Genomic DNA, 25,158 nt, shown 5'->3' with positions numbered 1-25,158 from the left:
GGGAGCCATTATGCAACACCTATCGTGGATAAAATGGAGCAAAGTCGGTTGCTTGAGTGCAGCATTGGTGATGGGTGGATCGCTTGTTCCAATCCAGGCTCAAGAGGATATCCCATCTGCGAGTGATCTGAAGCCTTCGGAGATCAATGAGCAACCCCTGCGTCTACCCACAACGGATCCCAAAATACTGAATCCTGATCCAAAAGTGCTGGACGTACCCACAGCACCGGAAGATGTCACCATTGACCCGGACCTCGACCAGGCGATTACGTTAGAACAAGCCTTAGAGCTAGCTAAGCGCAACAATCGAGATTTGCAGGTGGTGGAATTGCAGGTACGCCAGTCCAGAGCAGCGTTAGCAGAAGCCAAAGCCGCAGAACTCCCAACCATCAGTGCTCAGGCGAGTCTCAATCGAACAGATTCGGCCACATCACGGATCATCAACAAGCAGCAGGTAGAAACCCAAGTCGAAGGGATTGAAGATCAAATTCAGCAGTTACAGGCCCAATTACCTGGGGCCAATGCAGCTCAAACAGCGATTTTGAATCAGACCATTCAAGGATTGCAGGCTCAAATTCAAACGGTTCGAGATCAGCCCTCTCTTTTTCCTTCTGTGAGCAATCTGTTCAACACTAGCGTTCAGCTGGATTACGATGTATTCACTTCCGGACAACGCCCAGCTAGCATTCGTGCTGCCGAGTCTGCCCTCAAGGCCGCTGAGAAGTCCCTAGAAACCCAGTTGCAGCAGCTACGCCTAGACGTCTCCAATGACTATTACGATATGCAGCAGGCGGATGAGTTAGTTCAGATTGCCAAGGCAGCCGTGAGAAATGCCGAAGAAACCTTGGATAATACTCGGGCTTTGGAACAGGCTGGTTTAGGCACTCGGTTTGATGTCTTGCGTTCAGAAGTGCAGCTGGCGAACCAACAACAACAGCTCTCTCAAGCCCAAAGCCAACAGCTCACTGCTCGGCGCCAATTGGCTCAGCGTTTAAGCCTTAATCCCAGAGCCACCTTATCGGCAGCCGACCCTGTCAAAATTGCAGGGTTATGGCCCATTTCTCTCACGAATACGATTGCCAAGGCCCAACAAAATCGGTCTGAACTAGGAGAAATCTTGGATCAGCGACAAATTGCCCAGCAGAATGAACGACTAATTAAGGGAAGTTTTGGGCCCCAGGTCAGTGTGGCTGCTAGTGGTAACTTTGCGGTTGATTTAGATGACCTGACAGAGGCTTTTGGTTATTCCCTAGGTGGGCAAGTCACCAAGTTGCTATTTGATGGAGGCGCAACCAAAGCCAACGCTAGACAGCAAGCCTTGGGTGCGAAAATCGCCGAAACTCAGTTTGCCAACTTTAAAAATCTGGTTCGTTTCCAAGTCGAGCAGAACTACTTTACCCTGCAATCCAGCTTTAAAAATATTGCAACCAATGAATGTGCGGTGATCCAGGCGGAGCAAAGTTTAGAGCTAGCTCGATTGCGCTCCAAAGCCGGGATTGGAACTCAACTCGAGGTCAGTAATGCTGAAACAGAACTGACTCGCACCCGTAGCAATCGTTTACAAGCGATCATTGATTACAATCGGGCTTTAATTGCATTGGAGCGATTTGTCGGTCATCGGCAACAGCAGGCCAGAGTCGGTGAAGTTCCCTCCCCTGGCGCACAACTTTGCAACCAGGCATAACGGGAAAACCCAAATTTCTTCCTCATTACTGCGTAATTTCACAATATTCATCAGATAACTAGACAAATGCGGGGTAGGTGCCGTATTGGATCTGCATGAATGAGGGTTGGGGATGATTCATAATCGATTGCTGGTGTCTTTGAATGGAGACAGGCTGCAGTTGTCATGGCAACGGGGACAGGAATATCCTCGTCAGGCCCCCGAAGTAGATTTCAACCATCCGTTTGAACCCAAGGTACTTGCAGATTTGCGCTGGTATCTAGAGCAATATTTGAGCTTTCCCTACGGATTAAACCCAGATAAAGCGATAGCCATTGAACAGAAGTTCCAGGACTGGGGACAGACTTTATTTGAGCTAATATTCCAAAGCACTGAAGAAGGCCGAGAGTTTTTTCAAGAAGCGACACGATCTGGGTTAGATATAGCATTCGCCACTCTAATTAGGACGCTAGGTACAACACATGTTCCATTGCTTCTCTAAGTGAACCGAAGTGCTCTAATTGGTGTCTAATTCGACTTTTAATCCAAGCCCACGACCGTTCAATCTTATTCAAATCAGGAGAATAGGGTGGCAAGTACCACACTTCACATCCTGCGGCTTCTACCAGTTGCTCAATTCGCCCTCCCTTATGGAAGGTGGCATTATCAATGACTAACTTCTGCCCCGGTTTGAGCATCGGTATCAAACAAGTCTCAAGCCAAATTTCAAATACGGTGCGATTGCAAGCCCCTTCAATCGTGAACGGGGCCATGAGCTGCTTTCCTCTCAAAGCTGCAATCATATTGACTCGTCCACTTCTGCTACCAGACTTTAAAGCATAGACCCGCTCACCTTTGGGACCATAGCCATAGTCATAGTCATACTCATCTCGATTGTCCATCCCTGACTCGTCAGCATAGACAATATCGTCTGGGTCTACTGTTGTTAACTTTTGGACGAACTCAGCCCGTTTGTGCTCATCACGTTGGCGGTAGCCATAGGTCTTTTTTTTCGAGTAAATCCAATATTCTTCAGCGCTCTTGAAATAGTACGCTCACTGATTTGCCCCTCCCACAACTCGGCCATCTGAGCTTGGGTTTTATAGCGATGTTCTTGAGCAAAAGCTCGAAACTTGTCCCAGTCTGTGATTTTGTGGCTATGGCCAAGGTGTTGTCTAGGGATGGGATGAAGATCACCTGTTTCTGCTTTGAGACGTTGCCATAGATTAATGGTGTTACGACTGATATGAAAGGTGTCACTCGCTTCTGAGGGAGGCATGCCATCAAGTTCAATAGCATCGATCACTTTGCAACGTAAATCGTAGCTGTAGATTTTAGGCCTCCATTGAAAGACATAACAGTATCTCTAGTTTATTATGTCCTGAATAAAATGGCGCTTGCTATACTTGCGAACTGGGGATCTCTTCAGACAATCCCCAAGTGTTGAACTTGCCTTGGGAATTGCTGTATTCCCCCAAAGATTTGTTTTTAGCACCCAAGCTGTCCGGGATGTACCGAACCTTAAGCCATCAGAAGGTACGAGCGGAAATGCCTGAATTGCCAAGGGATCAGCTCAATATCTTACTTGTGATTGCTCGTCCCTATGAACAGGATGTGGGGTTCCAAACAATTGCCCGTCCCATGCTGGACGCGTTGCGCCCCTTGCAGAAGTTTGTGAATCTGAAGGTGTTACGCCCCCCTAGTTTTACGGAGTTTGAAAAAGAACTAAACGCCAATCGACAGGGGTTTTATCACATCGTCCATTTTGACGGGCATGGCTCCTTTAATCCCAATGCTGGGCGACAATTTAATCTGATGGACGCTTCTGGCCAAGGGGAATTGGTGTTTGAAACCTTAGAAGGCAAAGCAGAGGTGGTCAGCGCGGACCGCATTGCCCAAAGTTTGACAGATTGCCGAGTACCCGTGTTTGTTCTGAATGCTTGTAAGTCGGCCCAAGAGGGGGAAGAGGAGTTTACTTCCGTGGCAACCCGGTTTATTTTCGCTGGGGCCAAGGGGGTCGTGGCTATGGCCTATAGTGTCCATGCCGAAGCTGCCAAACATTTTATGGCCCGATTTTATGGTGAGTTAGTCGGAGGGGCTAGCCTATCAACTGCCGTTGCAGCAGCCCGCATTTCTGTTTTAAACCAACCCGAACGGCTAAGCCCCCGTGGGCAAAGAACCCTAAAGGATTGGTTGGTGCCTGTGCTTTACCAACAGGAAGCCTATACACCCTTTACATCCCAAAACCCTACCCTTAGCTTTGCGGACTTGATGGCTGAGGCAGAGCAGGAGGAACAGGTCGAAGCCCAGGCAACAAATCTACCCGACGCGGGCACCTATGGATTTGTGGGTCGTAGTGCCGAAATTCTGGTACTAGAACGAGCCTTTCGGCAAAACAATGTGGTGCTGCTCAAAGGCATGGGCGGAGTCGGCAAAACTCAGTTGGCTTTGGGGTTTGCCCGCTGGCTAGCCGAAACTCAAGGCCGTGATGACGGTATTTTCTTTACGTCCTTTGAGCAGGGAGCGACCCTAAGCAATGTGGTCAATGAGATCGGACGTCAATTGGGAGGTGAACGCTTTGCCCAGTTGATGACAGACCAACAAGAACAAATAGTTCTGGAGTACCTAAAAACTAAGCCCTGTTTGTTGATTTGGGATAATTTCGAACCCGTCGCCGGATTTCCCGCCGGGAATCAGCCCCTTTTGCCAGACCCAGAGCGGCAGCGACTCCAGCAGTGGTTGAAAGCTTTACGAGGGGGAAAGTCTTGGGTGTTAATTACCAGTCGGCGGGAGGAGCCTTGGCTAGACTGTGGCTATCGGTTGGTACCCTTGGCTGGATTATCAAGGCCAAATAGCCGCTATCCGGGGTTATCAGACTCGGAAGCATTGGCGACTAAGATTTTGCAGACCGTCAATGTAGAACTCAAAGACTTAGCACCAGAATATTTAGAGTTATTGAAACTACTGGGGGGACATCCACTGTCTTTGCGAGTGGTGTTGCCTCATTTGCAGCGGCAAACTCCGGCAGCTTTAATAGAAGCACTACGACAGGGGCTAGATACCTTTGCCGGGGCCGAGGAGGAAGGTCGAGAAAAGTCTCTAACGGTGTCCTTGGACTATTCCTTTACGGCTTTATCAGAGCGAACTCGCCAACATCTACCCTTTTTGGCCCTATTTTCGGAACGTGTCGATGCAGATTGGCTGCATCTATTTTCTAGTGACCCTGAGAATGAATGGGGGCAGGTCTATCGGGCAGTATTTGGAGAAAATTTGCAGAAGACTGACTGGATAGCTATTTTTCAGGAAGCCGCCGCAGCTAGCATTGTAGAGTCTTTAGGGTCTACGATTTTTCAGATTCATCCAGCATTGCCTTGGTATTTACGGCAGCGTCTGAGTCAACAAGCTGCCAAGGTTGGTTTGGATGTAGCAGATGGAGGGATTGCAAACCTAGAAAAAAAGTTGCTCAGTTTTTACGGTGGTTTGGCAGACTACTACCGTGAGCAGTTGATCAGCAATGCTGAAGCAGCAAGCTTCGTCCTACGAGTAGAGGAACCTAACTTGTTGCAGCAGTTACGATTGGCTGAGCAGCAGGAGGATTGGGGCAATGCACAATCCCTATTACAGGCATTAGGAGAACTGTTCGAACGAATCGGACGTAAAGCAGAGTGCCGAGCATTGTGGGAAAGAGGATTGGCGGTGCTTGGCCATTCTTTAGCGAGTTCGAAATCAAAAGGTAAAGCAGCATTTGAGTTCTGGATGTATATCCGAGGTGAAGATGCAAAAGAAAAATTACTTGCTGCCCAGCTAGACGATGGAGCCGCTATTCTGCAAGAGATTTTGGATGAGTTGAATAGCCTAGATGATTCCTCAATAAATAGCCAAATTGCGAGTATCAGCCATAACCTCGGCTATGTAGCCGAGGAACAACGGCGATTTGACGATGCGATCGCACTCTACCAAAAATCTCTCAAAATCTGTGAAGATGCCGGGGACCTATACAGCGCGGCCCGTGATTATCACCACTTAGGCATCGTTGCCCAGGAACAACGGCGATTTGACGATGCGATCGCGTTCTACCAAAAATCTCTCAAAATCAAAGAAGATGCCGGGGACCTATACAGCGCGGCCAGTGATTATCACCAATTAGGCATCGTTGCCCAGAAACAACGGCGATTTGACGATGCGATCGCGTTCTACCAAAAAATCTCTCAAAATCTATGAAGATGCCGGGGACCTATACAGCGCGGCCCGTGAGTATCACCACTTAGGCATGGTTGCCGAGGAACAACGGCGATTTGACGATGCGATCGCGTTCTACCAAAAATCTCTCAAAATCTTTGAAGATGCCGGGGACCTATACAGCGCGGCCCGTGAGTATCACCACTTAGGCATGGTTGCCCAGAAACAACGGCGATTTGACGATGCGATCGCGTTCTACCAAAAATCTCTCAAAATCAAAGAAGATGCCGGGGACCTATACAGCGCGGCCAGTGATTATCACCAATTAGGCATCGTTGCCCAGAAACAACGGCGATTTGACGATGCGATCGCGTTCTACCAAAAATCTCTCAAAATCTATGAAGATGCCGGGGACCTATACAGCGCGGCCCGTGAGTATCACCACTTAGGCATGGTTGCCGAGGAACAACGGCGATTTGACGATGCGATCGCGTTCTACCAAAAATCTCTCAAAATCTTTGAAGATGCCGGGGACCTATACAGCGCGGCCCGTGAGTATCACCACTTAGGCATGGTTGCCCAGAAACAACGGCGATTTGACGATGCGATCGCGTTCTACCAAAAATCTCTCAAAATCTATGAAGATGCCGGGGACCTATACAGCGCGGCCCGTGAGTATTACCTACTAGGTAGGGTTGCTGAAGCACAAGAAAATTACTCTGAAGCCCTGAAGCAATATATTCAGACTCTCGCAATCACTTTAGAACACAATCAAGACTTGATTAGTTTTAGTCTTACAGCTCTAGGGGGAATGTTGAAGCAATTTGGTACAGATCAGTTTAAGTCTCAATGGAGAAAAATTACCCAAGCAGAATGCCCAGATGAATACTTCTCAGCCATTCAGGCTGCAAGTCAACAAAGCGAAACTTAATCAGGCTTTCAACGCAACTTGATTACACCAAATCTCTAAATTCAAAATACTTATGGACCATCAACTAACCACAGCCGAACTCCAAGAAACTAGCCAGCTTCTTCAAAATTACGCACCCGCTCAAGAAGCCCTCAACACCCTCAAACAACATCAGGGTAATCTCGACGCGAGTTTCAACGAATTATGGACCTCTGCCGTCAGCACCCCCGAAACCTTTGCTCGCGACGGTCAATCCCTCTGGCAAGCCACCCTTAGTGTCCTCCGCGATGAACTCTGCGGTGATGAAAGCTTTCGGTCCAAAATTTTGGACTACAACAAAAACCCAGGTAGCGCTTCCCTGTTAACGGGAGCCGTGATCACCTTAATCGAGCTAACCACTCTCCCCCTTAACCCAGCCATGGCAACAATTGTTGTCCTTTATATTCTTAAAGTGGGCCTTAACATTTTTTGCAAATACACAGAACCCAGTCCTAGTAAGACATAATTGGTGACTCACTCCACCTCTTCACCCGTGACTCCAATACCTGAAAGCATTAAATTAGTCGCCCATTTCTTCACATCCTTGTGGTTGAGATGGGCATAAAAAGTTAAGACAATGGATTCCACCACTCTAGTCCAAGAAGACCTTCTCAAGAGAGCGGAACCGGGCAACAAGTCTTACATCCAAGCCAAAAACCATGCTACTCACCACAAAGTTAGGAATGAAAATTGATTAATATCGAGATTTTCGCCATCTCATTTAGCAACCATCAGCGTTTGCACTCGCCCCCTAAATCCCCCATTCTGGGGGGACTTTGAGTCTATATCTAGGCTGAGTATAGAAATTAAAATCTCTAGGGCTGCTGAGGTTTAACTCTGTTGCAGGACTTGTGCGGGTTGATCAGGTAAGTCCCCCACTGGTGGGGGATTTAGGGGGCCATCAGTGGCGTTAAAGCTGTGGAAGATAGAGGGCAGAGCCGTGTTCAACCATAATTTCCGGTGTTATTGAGTTCATTATCCTTAATTTAGAACTTGACCCACAAAGTCCTGATACTCAACGGTACCTAATCCTTGCTGCAACACCGCCAATACTCGCGCCATATCGCCCGCCAGCAGAGCTGTTCTATCCAGCCATAGCCCTGGAAATACATGACTGCAAAAGATGTCCCGCTCATTCGTAGCCAAAGGGACATACTCATCTGCCGTTAAAACAAACCAATCAAGCTGCGCTTCCAGCGTCCGCCACACAATATATTCCTGAACCCCATTGCGCCGATACGCCCGCTTCTTATCATGCAAACCAATGGCAGCACTACTTGCTGCAATCTCAATCACCAGCTCTGGTGCTCCTTCAATATAGTCATCCTCACCTATCCTGGCTTGTCGCCCCGGTACAAACAGAACTGCACCGGGCTGCGGCTCATTATCAGGATCTAGACGTACGGTGGGTTCCACCCCCATCACCGTTCCAGGCGTTAAAGCTTTGTAGGTTCCTAACCAAGCAATAACATCACCATGAGGTTCACCATGGCTTTTAATTCTGAGGGGGGATGACATGTTGTAAACCACTCCTTCAATTAGCTCCGCTTTTCGCAATTGCGACATGGCCTGATAGCGGCGCTCAAACTCAGTTCGAGATAGGCGATCACCATTCTCCAAAGGCGGGATAACTAGTCGTTGTTGAGGAGTTGATACCATCTTTTGGGAGTTGGGAAGAAGGTCTTACTGTCTTCAGTTTAGCCTGGACAAAGACTTGGCAATTATCCTCGACAATTATTCTTCTTCAGATTTTTCGGGTTTTAAGAGAGGGAAAGCAATCACATCTCGGATGCTAGCAGCATCACTGAGCAGCATCGCTAAGCGATCAATGCCAATTCCTAATCCACCCGTGGGGGGCATGCCATATTCCAACGCCGTGATAAAGTCTTCATCAACTCCATGGGCTTCTAAATCCCCTGCTTCTTTACGAGCGGCCTGGGCTTCTAAACGCTGGCGCTGATCCACTGGATCGGTCAATTCTGAGAAACTATTAGCCGTCTCCCGACCGACGATAAATAATTCAAACCGCTCCACCAATCCAGGCCGTGACCGATGGGGTTTCGCTAAGGGAGAAATTTCGACTGGATAGTCAAGAATAAAGGTGGGTTGAATAAGAGTCGCTTCCACCTTTTGCTCAAAGGCTTCATTGAGGACATGGCCCACACTCTCGCAATCTGCCACTCCAGTGATGCCTGCCTTCGTGGCTGCTTTTTGGGCTGCTTCTACTGTCTTAAAGGTGGAAAAATCTAGTCCTGTTTTCTCTTGTACCGCATCATGCATGGTCACTCGTCGCCAAGGTGAAGTGAGATCGATGGTTTCACCTTGATAAGGCACTTGCAAACTGCCCACGGACCGTTCTGCCGCCGTACAAATTAACGCTTCCGTTAAATCCATCATGTCGTTGTAGTCAGCATAGGCTTGATAGACTTCGATGGTGGTGAATTCAGGATTGTGGCGGGTAGAAATCCCTTCGTTACGGAATACCCGTCCTAGTTCAAAGACTTTTTCAAAGCCACCGACAATTAACCGCTTCAAATGCAGCTCCGTCGCGATCCGCAGATAGAGATCCATCTCCATCGTGTTGTGATAGGTGACAAACGGACGCGCTTCAGCTCCTCCTGCTTCAGAATTCAAAACGGGGGTTTCAATTTCAATAAACCCCTGCTCATCTAAATAACGGCGAATACTGGCGGTAATTTGAGCCCGTCGTCGGAAGGTCTCCCGCACCGTGGGGTTGACGATTAGATCCACATAGCGTTGGCGATATCGCTTGGCAATATCTGTAAGGCCATGCCATTTATCGGGCAGGGGTAATAAAGACTTGGTAAGAACAGTGTATTCCCTGACATAGACAGAGAGTTCACCTTTATCAGTACGTTTGATCGTCCCTTGAACACCGATAAAGTCACCGACATCTGTCAGCTTTTTCAGGAGGTTAAAGGCTTGCTCGTTTTGCTCACCCATCTGCTCTTGGATACGCTTTTTTTCCAGGTAGAGCTGGATGGTCCCCGTTTCGTCCTGGAGTTTGAAGAAGGCTAACTTTCCCATGACTCGACGGGCGAGGATACGACCTGCGATCGCAACGTCAAAACTCTCCTCTTCACCATTAGCCAGATCTACAAATTTCTCTTGTAGGGCCTGGGCGGTATGGGTAGACTGCCACCGATAGGCATAGGGGGTTAAGCCTGCTTGTTTGAGCTGCTCAACCTTTTGCAAACGATTGGCTCTCACTTCTTCTAAAGTGGAGCCCTGGTTGGGTGACTCAGACGCCCGATCAGCAGCCATAAATAATCCTTAAATGAAAAACTTCAAACCAAGTTCTAGATCAAATCACAACTCATCCCTGTGGGATGAGTGCAATACCAGAGTCTCGATTATAGAGGAAGGATGGACTGCAGCTTTACCTAATCAATAACGGATGGTTTTTGCTCGTGAGATTGCTGCCCCCCTCTCAAATCATAGGGGGCTAGTTGCTAAGTTTTAGATAAAGCTGGCTATGTAATTGCGGATTTCTTCATCTGAACTCAGCCGCATTTGGTCGGAGTGATCATAAAAGTCAATCTGGGTAGTTGAGCCATCCTTCCGTTGGACCGTGAAGCCGAAGTCTTCCAGGCTAACGTCACGATGTTGCCATTGGTCAATAATGCTTAATTCAGGCGTCTCTAGGATAATTCGCTGAACCTGATGAAATTTACCGTAATATCCAAATTCAGCCCATGGAGCAGTAATAGGCGCAAATGCATATAGCCATATACCAAAGATGGATAGTATGGTGAACCCACACATCAACCTGAGTAAAACTCGTACCGTTTTCATGGTCAAAAACTAAAATTTTTTATCCCCATATATTCTTTAAAATAGCTTTTTTTTGATTGAAAAATATATCAATTAAACGGCAGAGCAATTTCTATCAGTTCATCCACAATTAATACAGACACTGCAAGAATCGGAATATATAGCTGATTTTGAACGCTCTCAGCATCCTATCACTGACGTTTTTTTAATATAGCCAAAAAACAAGCATAAATATCCCATAGAGAACACTACAAATATCAAAAGTCGTTGTCCCCCAAGCACCACTACCTGAACTATTGAAATGTTGGCTGAAAAAAGTCATGGCAATTAGCCAGCTGCCAGAATATATCAACACATCACATTGCGTGATTCTTTTCTTGCTTTTTTTTATTAAATGTATTGTTAATATACACGGCAACTTTATTCGCATTAGTGATAAACAGTAGAATTACTAATGTATAGACTAATAATATGATTCCAATACCTAGTATATTCATCCGTTTCTTATTTACCCCCAGGGTAAGCGCAAGAAAATCAAGCCTCTGAAAGGCTAGACTGTAAAGGAAGAGAAGCGCCTAGAACTTTGAGCATATACGCTTCATCCATGCTCGCCCGTTTTAGTTTTTGACGGGTACTTCGCTTAAAGGACGTTTCTTGATTGAGAAGGTTGATGCTCCAGCGTCTCAGGATGGCCATGTTTTCCGGCGCATGTCCTGTGCGAATGCGGCTAGCATCTTCGCCAAAGGTCACGTCTAAGACCCAGTGGAGTTGGTTCTCAATCGACCAATGCTGGCGGATGGCTTTGCCCAACTGCTGAGCATTTGGCGGTAGAGAACTGATATAAAACATCACCTCATAGGTGGTTTTGTTCCACAAGTGACGGGTTCGAGCGACCTTGACGATGGTTTGCAAGCCCTTCCACTGCGCCTGCTTGTACAGAGGACCCATCTGTTGAAGGGACACGGCCCAAACTTGTCGTTTTTCGCGACGATGGTGCCCTGCTTCCACCCGCGCATCATAGCTGTGCTCAATGCACTTAAACTCATTCGCTTCAGCCGTTTCAAACCATTGCTCAACCTGCTCAAACAGCGTGGGATGATTCTCCTTGAGGGCCAGCACATAGTCAGCCTCTTTAGCTTGAATGTGGCGGGCAATCTCGTGCTGAGTTCCCATTGCATCAATGGTAATAATGCACCCGGCAATGTCTAATAGCTCTAGCAGTGCTGGAATAGCGGTAATTTCGTTACTCTTGTCTGCAACTTTGACCTGTCCTAGAAATAACCGATACTCACTGGCCCAAGCACTGACCAGATGCAATGCGGATTGGTCTTGATTGCGATCATAGGAACCTCTGAGTTGTTTGCCGTCAATCGGTATCACTTGAGCGCCGAGGGTTGTCACTACCTGATCCAACCAGTGATTGAAACTCCGCTCAAAAACGGAGGGGCAAATACGCTCAAACACTCGTCGATAGGTGTCTGCTGTCGGCATCCCAGACGGTAGGCTCAGAAAACTCGACAACCAATCTTGATGGCTTAGACCATAGGTTTCAATGTCTTCCCACCCTTGTGCGCCACCTAAACTTGCCAATAGTCCAATCACGACGATGCTGACAAACGGATGCTGGACACCTTGGCCTCCCCGTGGATCAGGCAAATCTTCAAAACACTCGGACAACTGTTGATAAGCCTGATCGCAATCACTGGCAGGCAGGAGTGACGAGGATGAGTCAGTGGAAGCTGGTGAGGAAGGCGGCTTGCTGAATCCTGTAGCCATGGGGAAACCCTTTTAACAGAATGGAGTTCCATAGCATATTACAGCTTCATTTTTCTTGCGCTGCCCCTGTATTTACCCCTAATTCAATAGATTGCTTTTCTTAACACCCTAAACTTCTCACATCTACTAAAGGCACCACCAAGGCTGATGCAGAAAGAAGTAGAGATTTCTGGGATAGTCAATAGAATCATCAATCAAAAATACTCAATCACCTATTTCGGTTGCTGACAATATATTGGTCAATCAATTCAATTAACCAGAGCTATTCCCAAACCATATTGTTCCCTATATCTTTAAAAAAAATTCTGCTAGAGCAAAATTTTTTCTTCCAACTTCCAAGAATCTTTGAATCACCTCTGGCACACTTAAACCCAGGGCTATTTCATTCTAAAAACATCCATCAGAACTTCTAGTGATTGTTCACATCGCCGCTTTGCCTGAGCCATATTGGTAAATCCATATTCTCGATAAAGATTGAGTGATAGATTACGCGCTTGTACGAACAGGCCAATAAGGGGTGTGGTCCGAATCCTTGAAGCATCTTCACCTTGGGTGACATCGCGAACATAATGGACCTTGTTTTCTACTCCCCAATACCCCCCGAATTCTTTGTGCCAAAGGTTCTACCTCCTCCAGCAGTGACGTGATGTAATAGCGAGTCTCTTGGGTATCGACAATCATGTCGTTATAGATTTCAGAGCGTTGTGATTCAACCCGAATGAGTGTTTTGAGACCTGGCCATTGTCGAATATTACTCAGGTCACGGCAGATACTAACGGTTCGCTTTTCAATGCGGCCATGCCCTTTTTCCAGGGTTTCAACCGTTGATTCTGGCTTAAAATGCGCTTTCACATCAGTCAGTAATCCTTTCTGGTTGCCTTTGAGCGCCCCGAGATACTCATTGCCACTGTCAACAATGAGCTGAGCTGTTTTTTTGGGTGTTGATGGCATCAAAGGCAAAGACCACTCCTTTGAGAGCAAGCTGCTCAATCATTTCAGGCAAGGCCTTGATTTCATTGGTCTTCTGGTCCACTTCATAAGGGGGCAAGATTAAACCTCTCTCTACCACATAGCCTGTGACCATCATGATTGCGGGATGGGGCTGACAATAAGGATTGTCTGTTTCAGATAGGAACGAATGCTTGAGAACCTTGCCATCGGTCGCGACGGTTTCTCCAGACTGAGGAACGATCTCAAAGAAGTGGCTGAGGCATTGAGAAAATCGTTCTTCATCTGTTCGAAGCAATACCCGCCGAATCGTACTGTAAGACGGTAAGCATTGTTTGGGGGGATTGAACAATACCAACAATGGGTCATGGTAAGACTTGAGCCAATCACCAATGGCAAGAAAGCCTCGATTCCCTGCTGCAACGGCAAGGGTGAACAAGGCTAAACACAAGGTCTGTTTATGGCGTAAACCTGCGGTGCGACGAGTGTCTGGTAGGTCTGAAAAAGCATCTACAATAGCTAGCGATGACATAAGTTATGAAAGAAGTGCAGCCTGCATATCATCCCTCATTTTTGAATGAAATAGCCCTGCACTTAAACCTATCCTCCAGTAAAGTCTTAAATTCCAATAACTCATAAAGATTTACTACTGAATCTAGGCTATAGAGGCACTCGTTTTAGTAGCCTGAGAAGGTTGGATGTTCAGTAGGGTTGCAAGTGATGACGAGGGTATGGCGATGGTTTGGATGGATGATAGTCGTAGGAATGCTCATGCCAATCGCTTGGGCCAATCTAGGACCACCATCCTATGGAGGGCAGGTCACTGCCGAACCGATTGGTATTGAAGACATCGAAATCACCCGTGAAACCCTGACCATCGACCTCCGCCCCATCGCCCAAAAAGACTTAGCCCAGGTAGAAGCGGTCTATCATCTCCAGAATGAAGGGGACGAGAAACAGCTCGACTTACTGTTTGCCCTAGGAACATTAGGCACTGAAAACTTTCAGGTCTGGCTAAACGATCAAGTCATTACCAGTCAGCCTGCCCCTAATGCTCCATTACCTCAAAATTGGGAAGCACCAGAGTACACGCCAGGAATTGATCACCAGCCCTTAGATTATCTGCGCCATTCTACTCAGGTCACCCCAATGGCCTTAAGCGTCACGATTCCTCCCAGGAAGCAGAACCTCAAGGTTCAGTATTCAGCCCAAACCGCCACCCATTTGTTAGGCAAACCCACGATTTATCACCAATTTGCTTACGTCCTTGCCCCTGCTAAAGCCTGGTCAGCCTTTGGCGGATTAGATGTCACTATTTACCTACCCCCGAAGTGGCAAGTTGCGACAACACCTGAGTTCACGAGAAAAGGGGATGTTTTGACGGGTCAGTTTACTGAGCTGCCGGGTAATGAGATCGCACTCACAATACAGGCCCCCGTAGGATGGGCCTATTACCCCGTCAAATACGGCTCTCAAGTATTACTGGGCTTAGTTTGGTTAGGAGGCTTAGGCTTAGGCTGGCGTTTAGGACACACAAAGGGAAAGCAACTGACATCCCCAAAGCCTGCTCGTCTACAAGCATGGCCCTGGTCCTTGGGGTTTGGACTTGTTTGGGGCATGACCCTCTTAGGAGTCGGCTGGCTAGCCATTTACAGCCCTAATTGGATGCTACCGGCAGGCCAAATTAGCCGCTATGGATATGGTCAAGGCTTTGCCCTCTTAGGCGTAATGGGGTTAAGCCTACTCTCCGTTGTGCTTGGTTTTATTGTTGTTTGGGTAGCGGCCAACCGTTCTCAGCCATTTAAGAAGGCGAGCTAACTAGGGTTTGGGCCAACTTCAATGCTTCTTCTGATGTGGTGATGCTACCTTCTGCTTGAGCTAGGGCCAGTTGTGAGAGCAAACGCCCCACTTCTGGCCCCGGCGATAAGCTCAGGGACTTCATCAAGGCTGACCCCGATAACAGCGGTTGAGGGTGGGCTAAAGGGCTAAGGGGATTGAGATATTCTGCAATCCAAGGCTTTAAGGCTTGCAGACAAGCAGGAGTCTCAGCCCCTTGTAAGGGTTGCTGCATCAGTTCAGCCGCTAAAGCCACCATCACAACGGCGGGGAACGCGGCACCCGCGTCTTGGAATAGATAAAACTGATCAGCACGAAGGCAGTGTTCCTGCTGCAGAAGCTGTTTTAAACGGGGCCAACCATTCAACACCCGAGTAATCACATTGATTTCTCCTCGGCTGAACTTCATTTGTTTCAGGTTTGTTTCTGCCTGAGCTGGATGGTCAGATAGGAGTGATACCCATTTGGTAGTGGACAGGAGGGTGCGTTGGGCAGCTTCTTTTCCTTGGGCCCGTTCATTGAGTTCTTGAGACAAGGCAGTGGCTAAGTCCGGGACATATGTTTGGAGGAGTTTAGCAGACTCATCGATGACAGGTAATAAAGCAAGGCCCGTGGCTGAGGCCTGGGGAAACGATGTACTTAACAAACCATCTTGCCAAAGCTGGTGAACCCAAGGTGACGCCTTAGAATCGCTCAGCAGATAGCTCAGCTCCACTTTGATCCGCTCGGCAGCGATACCCTTTAATTTTGGAGTCAGTTGGCAAATGTGGGTTTGAGTCTGGGACTCGATGGTAAATCCCAATTGGGCTGCTTGCCGATAAGCCCGAAGCAATCGCAGGGGATCCTCTCCCAAGTTTTTGGCTGCGATCATGCGGAGAACACCAGCTTCGAGATCCTGCTGTCCTCCTAAGGGATCAATTACCGTATCGGAAAAGGGATGATATGCGATCGCATTAATCGTATAGTCCCGTCGCTGCAAGTCCTCTTCTAAGGAATCTCCCACCTGCAGCGCAAAATCTGCGGTTGCATCCGGGAAAACCACCCGAGCAATATCTCGCTCGGCATCGAGAAGCACAAACCCCGCATTGCAACTTTGAGAAACCCTATGAGCCGTTTCTACCGCAGACTCAGGCAAGACAAAATCCAAATCTAAATAGGCAGTCTGTCGATTCAGTAACGCATCCCGAACACATCCCCCCACTAAACAGGCAGATTGGGGCAAATCGCTAGCTGGAAAGGGCCAAGTTTGAGGAGCAAGGACTGATTGGATAGACATGCAGAATTAGTAATATGCTCGCAAGCGCCACATACAGAAAGCTCCAATAAGGAACTTACGAACAGACAATCAATTTTGAATGGGCAGGGAGAGACTCGAACTCTCATGACCGAAGTCGCCACATTTTGAGTGTGGTGCGTCTACCATTTCGCCACCCGCCCTGGGCCTTGAAGGCAAAGTTCCACCATTATACAAGAACCCATCAGCAATGCAACGGTTTTATGAAATTTATCCCAAACCCTGTGGGTGTTGGTATCTCAAGCCCTTGATGTACCAGCTAAAAATCCTCTGGTTATATCAGTATTCGTCATGATGTCAGAATACTGATATAACCAGGCTAAAATCTGCCATCTATGATGGAGCAGTGGCTATTCTTTTGCTGAAAAACGGCAATATTGACATGCACAGGCCAACTGCCTTTCAAGAAGACAATATTGATAAGTTAGTCGCCTTTATGCAAGCTCACAGCTTCGCGACCCTCGTATCAACCGTGGAGGGTGTACCGTTTGCCTCCCATATTCCCCTAGTTGTCAATGAATCAGACGGTGTAGTGACCTTAGTGGGGCATCTGGCAAAAGGGAATCTCCACTGGCAAGCCTTTGACATCGCTGAATCCCTAGCAATTTTTTCTGGAGTCCATGCTTACATCTCTCCCACCTTGTATGAGAAGGATGAGAGTGTGCCTACGTGGAATTATATTGCAGTCCATGCCTATGGCACCCCTAACATCATCACCTTCAAAGATGCACCAGAGCTAATGGATCAGATGATCGATGAAATGGTAGATACCTACGAAGCCAGCTATAAATCTCAGTGGCACAACTTGTCTGAGGCCTTTCGCACCGGCATGATGAAAGGGATCGTCGGCTTTGAGATGGTAGTGACCCGACTAGAAGGCAAGTATAAACTTAGCCAAAACCGTAGCTTAATTGAGCAGCACAATGTCTCAGATGCCCTGCTACAAAGCTCTGATCCCAATGCTCAGGCAGTGGGGCAGGAAATACAGCAAAACCTTGAGTAAGTCCATCGCTCAAAGCGACTCTCTCAATGGGCAAATCGCTCCAAGGACAACTCATGGCATTGGAGCGATTAGACACATCACTTAGGTAATCACCGTCGGCTTATCTCGTCCTGTAAGGGTACGGATCTGAGCCACTTCATCAGCCAGGGTAATTAATGGAGCCAGGGCATCTTGCGGGTCCAGTCCTTGCTTGCTGACATCGGATTCATAGCTTTCTACATACAACCGTAACGTTGCCCCTTGAGTGCCTGTACCGGAGAGTCGAAAGACAATACGAGAACCATCGGTAAAGCCAATGCGAACCCCTTGCTTTTTGCTGACACTACCATCTACCGGGTCTGTATAGCTAAAGTCGTCCGCATATTCCACTTCATATTGGCCCAGCTTTTGACCTTTTAAAGTGGCCGTCTTATCCCGTAAATTCGCCATTAAGGTATTGGCTTTTTCAGAGTCAACTGCTTCATAATCATGGCGCGAGTAGTAATTACGGCCATACTCCTGCCAGTGCTCCTTGACGATGTCCTCCACCGACTGCTGCCGAACGGCCAAGATATTTAGCCAGAACAGCACCGCCCAGAGACCATCCTTCTCACGCACATGATTCGATCCCGTGCCAAAGCTCTCCTCTCCACAGAGGGTTGCCTTGTCAGCATCCAAAAGGTTACCAAAGAATTTCCAGCCCGTAGGAGTTTCATAGCAGTCAAAGCCTAACTTGGCCGCCACCCGGTCCACCGCCTGACTCGTTGGCATAGACCGCGCCACCCCTGCCAGACCATTCTGATAACCTGGCACAAGCTTAGCGTTGGCCGTCAGAATCGCCAGACTATCGCTAGGGGTCACAAAGAAGCGTTGCCCCAATACCATGTTGCGATCGCCATCCCCATCCGAGGCAGCTCCAAAGTTAGGTGCATTCTCCCCAAACAGTTCTTCAACCAACTCATGGGCATAGACCAAATTAGGATCCGGGTGACCGCCCCCAAAATCTTCCAAGGGTTTGCCATTCATAACGCTATCTGCCCCCGCCCCAAGCCGATCGGCAAATAGAGCATGGGCATAAGGCCCCGTAACCGCATGCATGGAATCGACGATGATGCTAAATCCGCCGGAGGTCAACAACTGTCGAATCCGATCAAAATCAAACAAAGACTCCATCAACTGGGCATAGTCTTGGACCGCATCAATCACCTCAACCGTCATCTCGCCTAATTGAGACGTTCCCAATTGATCGAGATTGACATCATCCGCCTCGGTGATGCGATAGACATCGATTTCCTTACTGCGAGCATAAATCGCCTCGGTGACCTTCTCGGGGGCCGGTCCACCATTGCCAATGTTGTACTTAATACCAAAATCACCATCCGGGCCGCCGGGATTATGACTCGCGGATAAGACAATCCCCCCATAGGCTTTGTTCTTGCGGATCACACACGAAACCGCAGGGGTCGACAAGATGCCGTTTTGCCCTACCAGTACCTTGCCAAAGCCATTAGCCGCAGCCATTTTCAAAATAATTTGAATCGCATGTCGATTGTAGAAACGACCATCACCACCCACCACTAGGGTCTGGCCTTGGTAGTTTTCTAGGCTATCGAAAATGGATTGGGTAAAATTCTCTAAATAATGAAACTGTTGAAAAACTGTTACCTGCTTTCGCAGTCCTGAAGTTCCTGGTTTTTGGTCCGAAAACGGTTGGGTATAGACGGTGTTGATACTCATGAATATTGGCACTAATGAGAGTTGATTAAATCTAGATAGCGCTAGTTGATAGCCGCTGAAATATAGGGGTAACCGTTGATTAGGATACCCCGGTCTAGGTCAATTTGACCTGATTGATGCAAGGATGCCCTGCTGCAAAATCTGCAATATTGCTCAATGTGGTGCTAGCAATATTTTCTAGAGCATTCCGAGTAAAGAAGGCTTGATGGGCCGTGATCAAAACATTGGGAAAGGATTGTAGGAGTTGAAAGTGATCGTCCTGAATCACCGTATCAGACAGATCTTCAAAAAATAGGTTTTCTTCTTGTTCATACACATCAATCCCTAAATAGCCCACTTGCCCAGATTTAATCGCATCAATCACAGCGGGGGTATCAATCAGTCCACCTCGGCTAGTGTTAATCAACATCGTTCCAGGCTGAAATGCCCCTAAGGTCTCAGCATTAATGATGTGGTAGGTTTCCGGCATCAGGGGGCAATGCAAAGAAACTATCTTGGATTGGGCCAGTAAATCTTCCAGCGCCATGTAAGTTACCCCCAGCTCAATACAAGTTGGATTTGGATAGGGATCATAGGCCAATAGCTGACATCCAAACCCCCTCATAATTTGGGCAAAACATTCACCAATTTTGCCCGTTCCTACAATCCCTACTGGACAGTTATGGAGATCAAACCCAAGCAGCCCTTCCAGAGAGAAATTATCATCCCGAACTCGGTTATAGGCTCTGTATAGCTTCCGATTAAGCATCAAAATCATGCCCACTGCATGCTCAGCCACGGAATAGGGTGAATAAGCAGGGACTCGGACAACAGTAATCCCCAGTTCAGTCGCCTTGGCTACATCAACATTGTTAAAGCCTGCTGATCGCAGAGCCACGAGTTGGGTGCCTTGAGTTGCCAGAATTTCAAGGGTTTCCGCATCCAAATGGTCGTTGATAAAAACACAAACCACGGGAAAGTCTTTGGCCAGAGGAGCAGTTGCAGTGGATAACCGAGGTTCAAAAAAAACAAGCTCATGACCATACTCGATATTGGCAGCTTGAAGAAACTGTTGGTCGTATCGTTTACTGCTAAAAATGGCAATTCTCATCATTCTCTCCCTCAGAGACCTATCTGCTCCAATCGTTGTCTCTGCTTGTAACTTAGCAATTAAAAAGCCTTTCCAGGTTAAGGGCATCCAGGACAGAGCCATTGACCTTTATGAATGTGCAACTTCGTAACATTGCACCCTACACTGTGACGTATGACCTCTTCCTCAGCTTCCACCTCATCCCCAGGATCTAAACGTCGCCCTCAAGGCGATTGGCGACTGATTCTAAGGGTCGTTCCCTATGCTCGACAGTACCGCCGGGAACTGTTAACGGTGTTTAGTCTGTTGATTCCCTTATCCGTAGCGGGAGCAATCCAACCCATCCTGGTGGGTCAAGCCATTTCAGCCATCCGTAGTGAATCTCAGCTCTATGATGCAGTGGCCTGGTTTTTCAACGGATTAGCCAATCTTGCATTGCCAACTTTGATTAATGGCTGGGTTGAGGGACTTGCCGTCTTGGTACAAGGATTAACCCTACCCGAAACCATTAACCTATTGACCCTACTGTTACTGATCACGGTGGTTATCCGGTTTGGACTCCAGTCAAGACAAGGGTATTTAGTCCAAAAGGTGGGGCAAGAGATTACAGCCGATATTCGCAATGATTTATTTGCCCATGTCCTGTCTTTAGCGGTCCGCTTCTTTGATCGCACCCCCGTTGGTCAACTCATTACCCGCTTAACCAGTGATGTGGAAGCCTTAGGAGATGTATTTTCGACCGGCGCAGTGGGGATTGTCAGTGACTTATTCTCCATCTTCGTCATTGTTCTTTTTATGTTTCTGCAGCAATGGCAATTGGCATTGATGCTGGTGCTATTGATCATTCCAGTCACGGGGCTGATTATCTTTTTTCAACATCGCTATCGAAGCGCTAATTACAAAGCTAGAGAGGAATTATCAGCCCTCAATTCCAATCTGCAAGAAAACATTATGGGCATTAGCATTGTCCAATTGTTCCGGCGCGAATCCTACAATTCTGATCTATTTCGTACAATCAATCAGCGCTATGTCTCCGCTATTGATCACACCATTTTCTACGACTCAGCGGTTTCAGCGACCCTAGAGTGGATTGCCTTTATTGCAGTAGCAGGCGTGCTCTGGATTGGAGGGATTCAGGTGGTGGGGGAAACCCTTACCCTAGGGACCCTATCTACCTTTATCTTGTATTCCCAACGCTTATTTTTCCCTTTGCAGCAGTTGGCAGAAAAGTTTACTGCCATTCAAGCGGGTCTAACAGCAGTAGAGCGCATCAATGATTTAATGAACCAGCCCGTTGAGATCCGCGACCCAGAACATCCCAAGATTTTGCCCGCCCATTCCAACCATCAGCCTTTGGGGGAGGTCAAGTTTGCGGATGTATCTTTTGCCTATAAAGAGGAAGACTGGGTACTCAAAGACTTGGATTTTTGCATCCATCCCGGCGAGAAAGTAGCCATTGTGGGTCCCACAGGTGCAGGAAAAAGCTCTATCATTCGTCTGCTATGCCGTTTGTATGAGATTTCCAAGGGCCAGATTCTAGTGGATGGGGTAGATGTACGGGACTTACCCCAGGCAGAGCTACGACGCCATGTCGGTGTCATTCTCCAAGATGGATTTCTATTTGCGGGGGATGTCAAAAGCAACATCTCCCTAGGAGAAGAGTATTCCCTAGAGGCAGTCAAAGCAGCAGCCGAGCAGATGAATGTAGCTCGGTTTATTGAGGCGCTGCCGGATGGCTATCACACCCTGCTGCGAGAACGAGGGACCAATCTTTCGGGGGGTCAGAAACAACTCCTAGCATTTGCCAGGGCTGCCATTCGGAATCCACGAATTCTCGTACTAGACGAAGCGACGGCTAGTTTAGATGTAGGTACAGAAGCGGTGATTCAAGAGGCATTGGAACGCCTACTCGAAGGGCGAACCGCCATTATTATTGCCCACCGATTATCGACCATTCGCAATGTTGATCGCATTCTGGTTCTGAATCGAGGGCATTTGGCGGAGTCAGGCAGCCATGACCAACTGATGGAACAGGATGGACTCTACGCCAGCTTGTATCGGTTACAGCTTCTAGGTCAGCAGGTGTAAGCAGCTAAGACTTTTTCCACCACGGACTGGGTCACCTCTGGGGATGCAGACGATAGTAACACTGACGGGAATACGGCATTGCCCCAATGAGGATGTTGAATAATCCAACATCCTCCTGTTTCTATCAGGGGATATCCCAAACTCGTTTGCACAACGGCAATATCATCTAATCGTACAGGCCCCGGCTGGGAAAGGATGGGATAGCCTGTACGGGGATCGAAAATCTCAGCTCGATATCCCAAATGCTGCAATGACAACACAATCAATCTTCCTATTTGCACAAATTGAGATCGCAACTGCTGTTTATGAAATTCTGTTTCTGCTGTTTTCTCTACTAAGAGGACAGGGCAGTGTTGGAATACAATTAGGACCGATAGGACAGGGACTAACCAGTCGGGAAGCAGCTGACAGACATTTGAGCTAATAAATTGACTGGGAATATGGACGGAATATTCGATGCCCATAGGAAGAAACGGTTTGCATCATTTCTATTAGCATACTTCCAAACCTAATTCATTGACCTCAATCGTTCACAAACTGTCTATCTCAACAATTCTTGCCAGTGATCAGATAGATCTAAGGTCGCTGTGTACCGTTATTCAAATCTCCTCAAAGTCACTAAAAAACGATATCGTTCAAGCTTGATTATGCGGCTTAAGTTAGCGATCTAGGCTAAAACACTTGAATATTAATTGGCAAAATATTATTTTTTAACAAGTGGATAAAACTTTAGCGAATTATCGTGGGCATCATTATTTGTAACGACAACTCACGTTTAAGGGCATCCTTTACACTGTTGTTATGGATAGCTTATTTCTATATGCATGCTTTGCTATTCAGTTGTGGATCTGATCGCAGAATATCGACATGAGATATTTTAATCAACACAATAGAGTTGGGTAGCATTGCTTCGGTAAAAGTTTGAACCATTCCAATCAACCACATCTTCAGACGATTCAAGCCGCTCTCCAACGAGATGTAGATCGGAGATTGGTGAGTGAACGATGGCGAATTGTTCAAGGCTCAATTGCATTGATGGTGGCCTTCACCGTCGCTGTTTGGCCTCAAGTCGACACGAATCTGTTCATCGTTTGGATCAGTGGCTATGTCATTTGGATAGGTGTCACCTTTTTTGCCCATTCAGGCCGATGCTTGGTGGGCTGGCGAGATCGGTACCAAGCCCCCATCTTAGTTAATGTGATTAGTGCTAGTCGAGGGATTTGGATCTGTGGAATAGCATTAGCAAACTGGCCAGCCTTTATCCAGGGAGAGGAATTTTTTTGGACGTTAACAACCTTGTGGGCTATTGTGCTGGCAGCTCAGACCATTATGGTGACTGTTGCTAATGAGTATTTCATTCAAGCAGTGCTAGCAACTGGGATTATCCTGATGGCTGCCTCTACTCAGTGGCTTCTGAGTATCAGTACGATTTTTTTTCTAATCCCGGCAGTCAAAGCATTAGATTCGGCTCGGCAGGTTCGCATGAATGAGGTGGAGTTACGCACCACGCTGACCTACCAAGCTCGTAACGATAGTTTGACGGGATTGCTCAATCGCGTGGGGCTCGCAGAACAATTTTCTGGACTCCCCCCCGGACCTAAAGCAGCCATGTTTGTTGATCTCGATCGGTTTAAAGAGGTCAATGATCGGCTCGGACATACTGTAGGTGACGAACTGCTAGAACAAGTAGGTCATCGAGTACTGAAAGTTATCAGCCATCGCTCTCATTTACTAGCCCGGTTAGGGGGAGATGAATTTTTTCTAGTGTTGCCGGGATGTCCTTTGCAAGACTTACTTGCGATCGCAGACACTATCCTCCAAACCCTAGAACAACCATTCACCGTAACGGCTGGCCAAGCCTACATTTCTGCAAGTATCGGGACAGCCACGGCGAGTGCAGATGTTGCCGACTTAGAACAGCTCATTAAAGATGCGGATCAGGCCATGTATCGGGCCAAGCAAACTGGGCGAAGGCGGGTCATTTACTATGATGAGTCTTTGCATCAGGATACTCAGGAACGTTTAGGACTAGAAAGTAGCCTCAGACAAGCGGTAGCAGAAAAAAAGATCGTAGCTTGGGGACAACCGATTATTGACTATCAAACTGGTTCAATAGCCAAAGTTGAGCTACTGGCCCGCTGGCAACTTGATCAAAAAAATATTCCTCCTGATTTATTCATTGGCATTGCAGCCAATATCGGTCTAACTAGCGACATTGCCAAGCAGATGGTTAGCCAAGCGCAGAAATGTCTGCATCAGTGGCAAAAGATTCCAGCATTGAAAGAGACCTGTATTACCGTCAATGTGGAATCGCAGGATTTAGTTGAAGGACTGATTGTTGATTATCTGGAAAACTTAGTTTTTACAGAACAAGTTGATCCAGCCAAACTGATTCTGGAAATCACTGAGCGAGGACTGATTGAAGCCGAATCTAAAGCCAGATTCCAAATCGATCGACTCCACACTCTGGGTGTTCGGGTCGCCATTGATGATTTTGGGGCGGGGTATTCCTCTTTGCGCTCCGTAATGACGCTTCCCGTCGATCTACTCAAATTTGATCGATCCCTAGTAGCAGGTGCGACTCAAGATCAGCGTATGAAAAATGTATTGTCCGCCATGGTAGAAATGGCGGATAGTTTCAAAATCACAGTAATTGCTGAAGGAATTGAAAAGCCTGAAGATATCGAGGTGATGAAACAGCTTAAGGTCCATCTCTTGCAAGGCTTTTACTGTGCTAACCCCATGCCTTTAAAGAACTTTTACCACTTTGTGGAGAGCTTTTCGCCTCGTCAATAGCTGGCAGTTTCTTTTATCAAACAGATTTCTATACATTTGAGAGATT

Annotated in this window: 20 protein-coding genes and 1 tRNA gene; 9 read left to right on the top strand and 12 right to left on the bottom strand. The window is 47.4% G+C overall.

The window, feature by feature from the left end; genetic code table 11:
- The first annotated feature begins 10 nt into the window (after positions 1-10).
- On the top strand, positions 11-1,684 hold the full coding sequence (locus tag HRE53_RS22985) for a TolC family protein (protein WP_235108090.1): 1,674 nt from the start codon (positions 11-13) through the stop codon (positions 1,682-1,684).
- A 112-nt stretch (positions 1,685-1,796) separates the two neighbouring features.
- Positions 1,797-2,165 (top strand): hypothetical protein, encoded by a 369-nt coding sequence (locus HRE53_RS22980; protein WP_235108089.1) that lies wholly within the window; start codon positions 1,797-1,799, stop codon positions 2,163-2,165.
- Here the strand turns inward: HRE53_RS22980 and HRE53_RS22975 are convergent.
- Positions 2,125-2,996 (bottom strand): IS630 family transposase gene (locus HRE53_RS22975; protein WP_235111216.1). Its coding sequence is split into 2 segments (ribosomal slippage): positions 2,125-2,673 and positions 2,676-2,996, totalling 870 coding nucleotides; the frame shifts between segments, so codons are not numbered across the junction. The genes HRE53_RS22980 and HRE53_RS22975 overlap by 41 nt on opposite strands.
- Before the next feature lie 110 nt (positions 2,997-3,106).
- On the opposite strand from HRE53_RS22975, the gene HRE53_RS22970 reads away from it, so the two are divergent.
- From HRE53_RS22970 to HRE53_RS22960, 3 genes are read left to right on the top strand one after another with little or no spacing between them, the layout of a single operon-like run.
- Positions 3,107-5,884 (top strand): CHAT domain-containing protein, encoded by a 2,778-nt coding sequence (locus HRE53_RS22970; RefSeq protein ID WP_235108088.1) that lies wholly within the window; start codon positions 3,107-3,109, stop codon positions 5,882-5,884.
- Positions 5,844-6,773, top strand: a complete 930-nt coding sequence (locus HRE53_RS22965; RefSeq protein WP_235108087.1) for a tetratricopeptide repeat protein — start codon at positions 5,844-5,846, stop codon at positions 6,771-6,773. The genes HRE53_RS22970 and HRE53_RS22965 overlap by 41 nt, the downstream gene beginning before the upstream one ends.
- Before the next feature lie 52 nt (positions 6,774-6,825).
- Entirely contained in the window at positions 6,826-7,257 is a 432-nt protein-coding gene (locus HRE53_RS22960) for a hypothetical protein (RefSeq protein ID WP_235108086.1), read from the top strand.
- 515 nt (positions 7,258-7,772) lie between these two features.
- Here the strand turns inward: HRE53_RS22960 and HRE53_RS22955 are convergent.
- The 6 genes from HRE53_RS22955 to HRE53_RS22930 all read right to left on the bottom strand — a co-directional run bounded on the left by HRE53_RS22955 (position 7,773) and on the right by HRE53_RS22930 (position 13,842).
- A complete protein-coding gene (locus HRE53_RS22955) occupies positions 7,773-8,450 on the bottom strand; it encodes a Uma2 family endonuclease (protein ID WP_235108085.1) in 678 nt (225 codons plus the stop codon).
- Positions 8,451-8,525: 75 nt separating this feature from the next.
- Positions 8,526-10,076, bottom strand: a complete 1,551-nt coding sequence (lysS, locus tag HRE53_RS22950) for a lysine--tRNA ligase (protein ID WP_235108084.1) — start codon at positions 10,074-10,076, stop codon at positions 8,526-8,528.
- Between the two features lie 195 nt (positions 10,077-10,271).
- Entirely contained in the window at positions 10,272-10,607 is a 336-nt protein-coding gene (locus HRE53_RS22945; protein WP_212665461.1) for a hypothetical protein, read from the bottom strand.
- 513 nt (positions 10,608-11,120) lie between these two features.
- On the bottom strand, positions 11,121-12,362 hold the full coding sequence (locus HRE53_RS22940; protein WP_235108083.1) for an ISAs1 family transposase: 1,242 nt from the start codon (positions 12,360-12,362) through the stop codon (positions 11,121-11,123).
- 543 nt (positions 12,363-12,905) lie between these two features.
- Positions 12,906-13,313 (bottom strand): ISAs1 family transposase, encoded by a 408-nt coding sequence (locus HRE53_RS22935; RefSeq protein WP_235111214.1) that lies wholly within the window; start codon positions 13,311-13,313, stop codon positions 12,906-12,908.
- Positions 13,273-13,842: an ISAs1 family transposase gene (locus tag HRE53_RS22930; protein WP_235108082.1), complete on the bottom strand. Its 570-nt coding sequence runs from the start codon at positions 13,840-13,842 to the stop codon at positions 13,273-13,275. The genes HRE53_RS22935 and HRE53_RS22930 overlap by 41 nt, the downstream gene beginning before the upstream one ends.
- 239 nt (positions 13,843-14,081) lie before the next feature.
- On the opposite strand from HRE53_RS22930, the gene HRE53_RS22925 reads away from it, so the two are divergent.
- On the top strand, positions 14,082-15,128 hold the full coding sequence (locus HRE53_RS22925; protein WP_235108081.1) for a hypothetical protein: 1,047 nt from the start codon (positions 14,082-14,084) through the stop codon (positions 15,126-15,128).
- Here the strand turns inward: HRE53_RS22925 and HRE53_RS22920 are convergent.
- Positions 15,112-16,422, bottom strand: coding sequence for a CCA tRNA nucleotidyltransferase (locus tag HRE53_RS22920; protein WP_235108080.1), 1,311 nt, complete (start codon positions 16,420-16,422; stop codon positions 15,112-15,114). The two genes, HRE53_RS22925 and HRE53_RS22920, sit on opposite strands and share 17 nt — an antisense overlap.
- A gap of 80 nt (positions 16,423-16,502) precedes the next feature.
- Positions 16,503-16,583: transfer RNA gene (locus HRE53_RS22915), tRNA-Leu, on the bottom strand.
- A gap of 239 nt (positions 16,584-16,822) precedes the next feature.
- Between HRE53_RS22915 and HRE53_RS22910 the strand changes: the two genes are divergently transcribed.
- Entirely contained in the window at positions 16,823-17,443 is a 621-nt protein-coding gene (locus HRE53_RS22910) for an FMN-binding negative transcriptional regulator (RefSeq protein ID WP_212665457.1), read from the top strand.
- 81 nt (positions 17,444-17,524) lie between these two features.
- Here HRE53_RS22910 and HRE53_RS22905 read toward each other — a convergent pair whose 3' ends face one another.
- Positions 17,525-19,159 (bottom strand): alpha-D-glucose phosphate-specific phosphoglucomutase, encoded by a 1,635-nt coding sequence (locus HRE53_RS22905; protein WP_212665456.1) that lies wholly within the window; start codon positions 19,157-19,159, stop codon positions 17,525-17,527.
- 94 nt (positions 19,160-19,253) lie between these two features.
- On the bottom strand, positions 19,254-20,249 hold the full coding sequence (locus HRE53_RS22900) for a 2-hydroxyacid dehydrogenase (RefSeq protein WP_235111213.1): 996 nt from the start codon (positions 20,247-20,249) through the stop codon (positions 19,254-19,256).
- Positions 20,250-20,402: 153 nt separating this feature from the next.
- Between HRE53_RS22900 and HRE53_RS22895 the strand changes: the two genes are divergently transcribed.
- Complete coding sequence (locus tag HRE53_RS22895; RefSeq protein WP_235108079.1) at positions 20,403-22,316, top strand: ABC transporter ATP-binding protein; 1,914 nt, start codon at positions 20,403-20,405, stop codon at positions 22,314-22,316.
- On the opposite strand, the gene HRE53_RS22890 is transcribed toward HRE53_RS22895, so the two are convergent.
- Complete coding sequence (locus tag HRE53_RS22890; protein WP_235108078.1) at positions 22,304-22,780, bottom strand: methylmalonic aciduria and homocystinuria type D protein; 477 nt, start codon at positions 22,778-22,780, stop codon at positions 22,304-22,306. The two genes, HRE53_RS22895 and HRE53_RS22890, sit on opposite strands and share 13 nt — an antisense overlap.
- Positions 22,781-23,237: 457 nt before the next feature.
- Here HRE53_RS22890 and HRE53_RS22885 point away from each other — a divergent pair, with 457 nt between their 5' ends.
- Entirely contained in the window at positions 23,238-25,112 is a 1,875-nt protein-coding gene (locus HRE53_RS22885; RefSeq protein WP_235108077.1) for a bifunctional diguanylate cyclase/phosphodiesterase, read from the top strand.
- Positions 25,113-25,158 lie beyond the last annotated feature (46 nt).

Origin of the sequence: Acaryochloris sp. 'Moss Beach' (assembly GCF_021497025.1) — a bacterium.
Classification (GTDB): Bacteria; Cyanobacteriota; Cyanobacteriia; order Thermosynechococcales; family Thermosynechococcaceae; genus Acaryochloris; species Acaryochloris marina_A.
The sequence above is the reverse complement of the archived record's forward strand: the minus strand, read 5'-3'. Positions and strand labels throughout refer to the sequence as shown.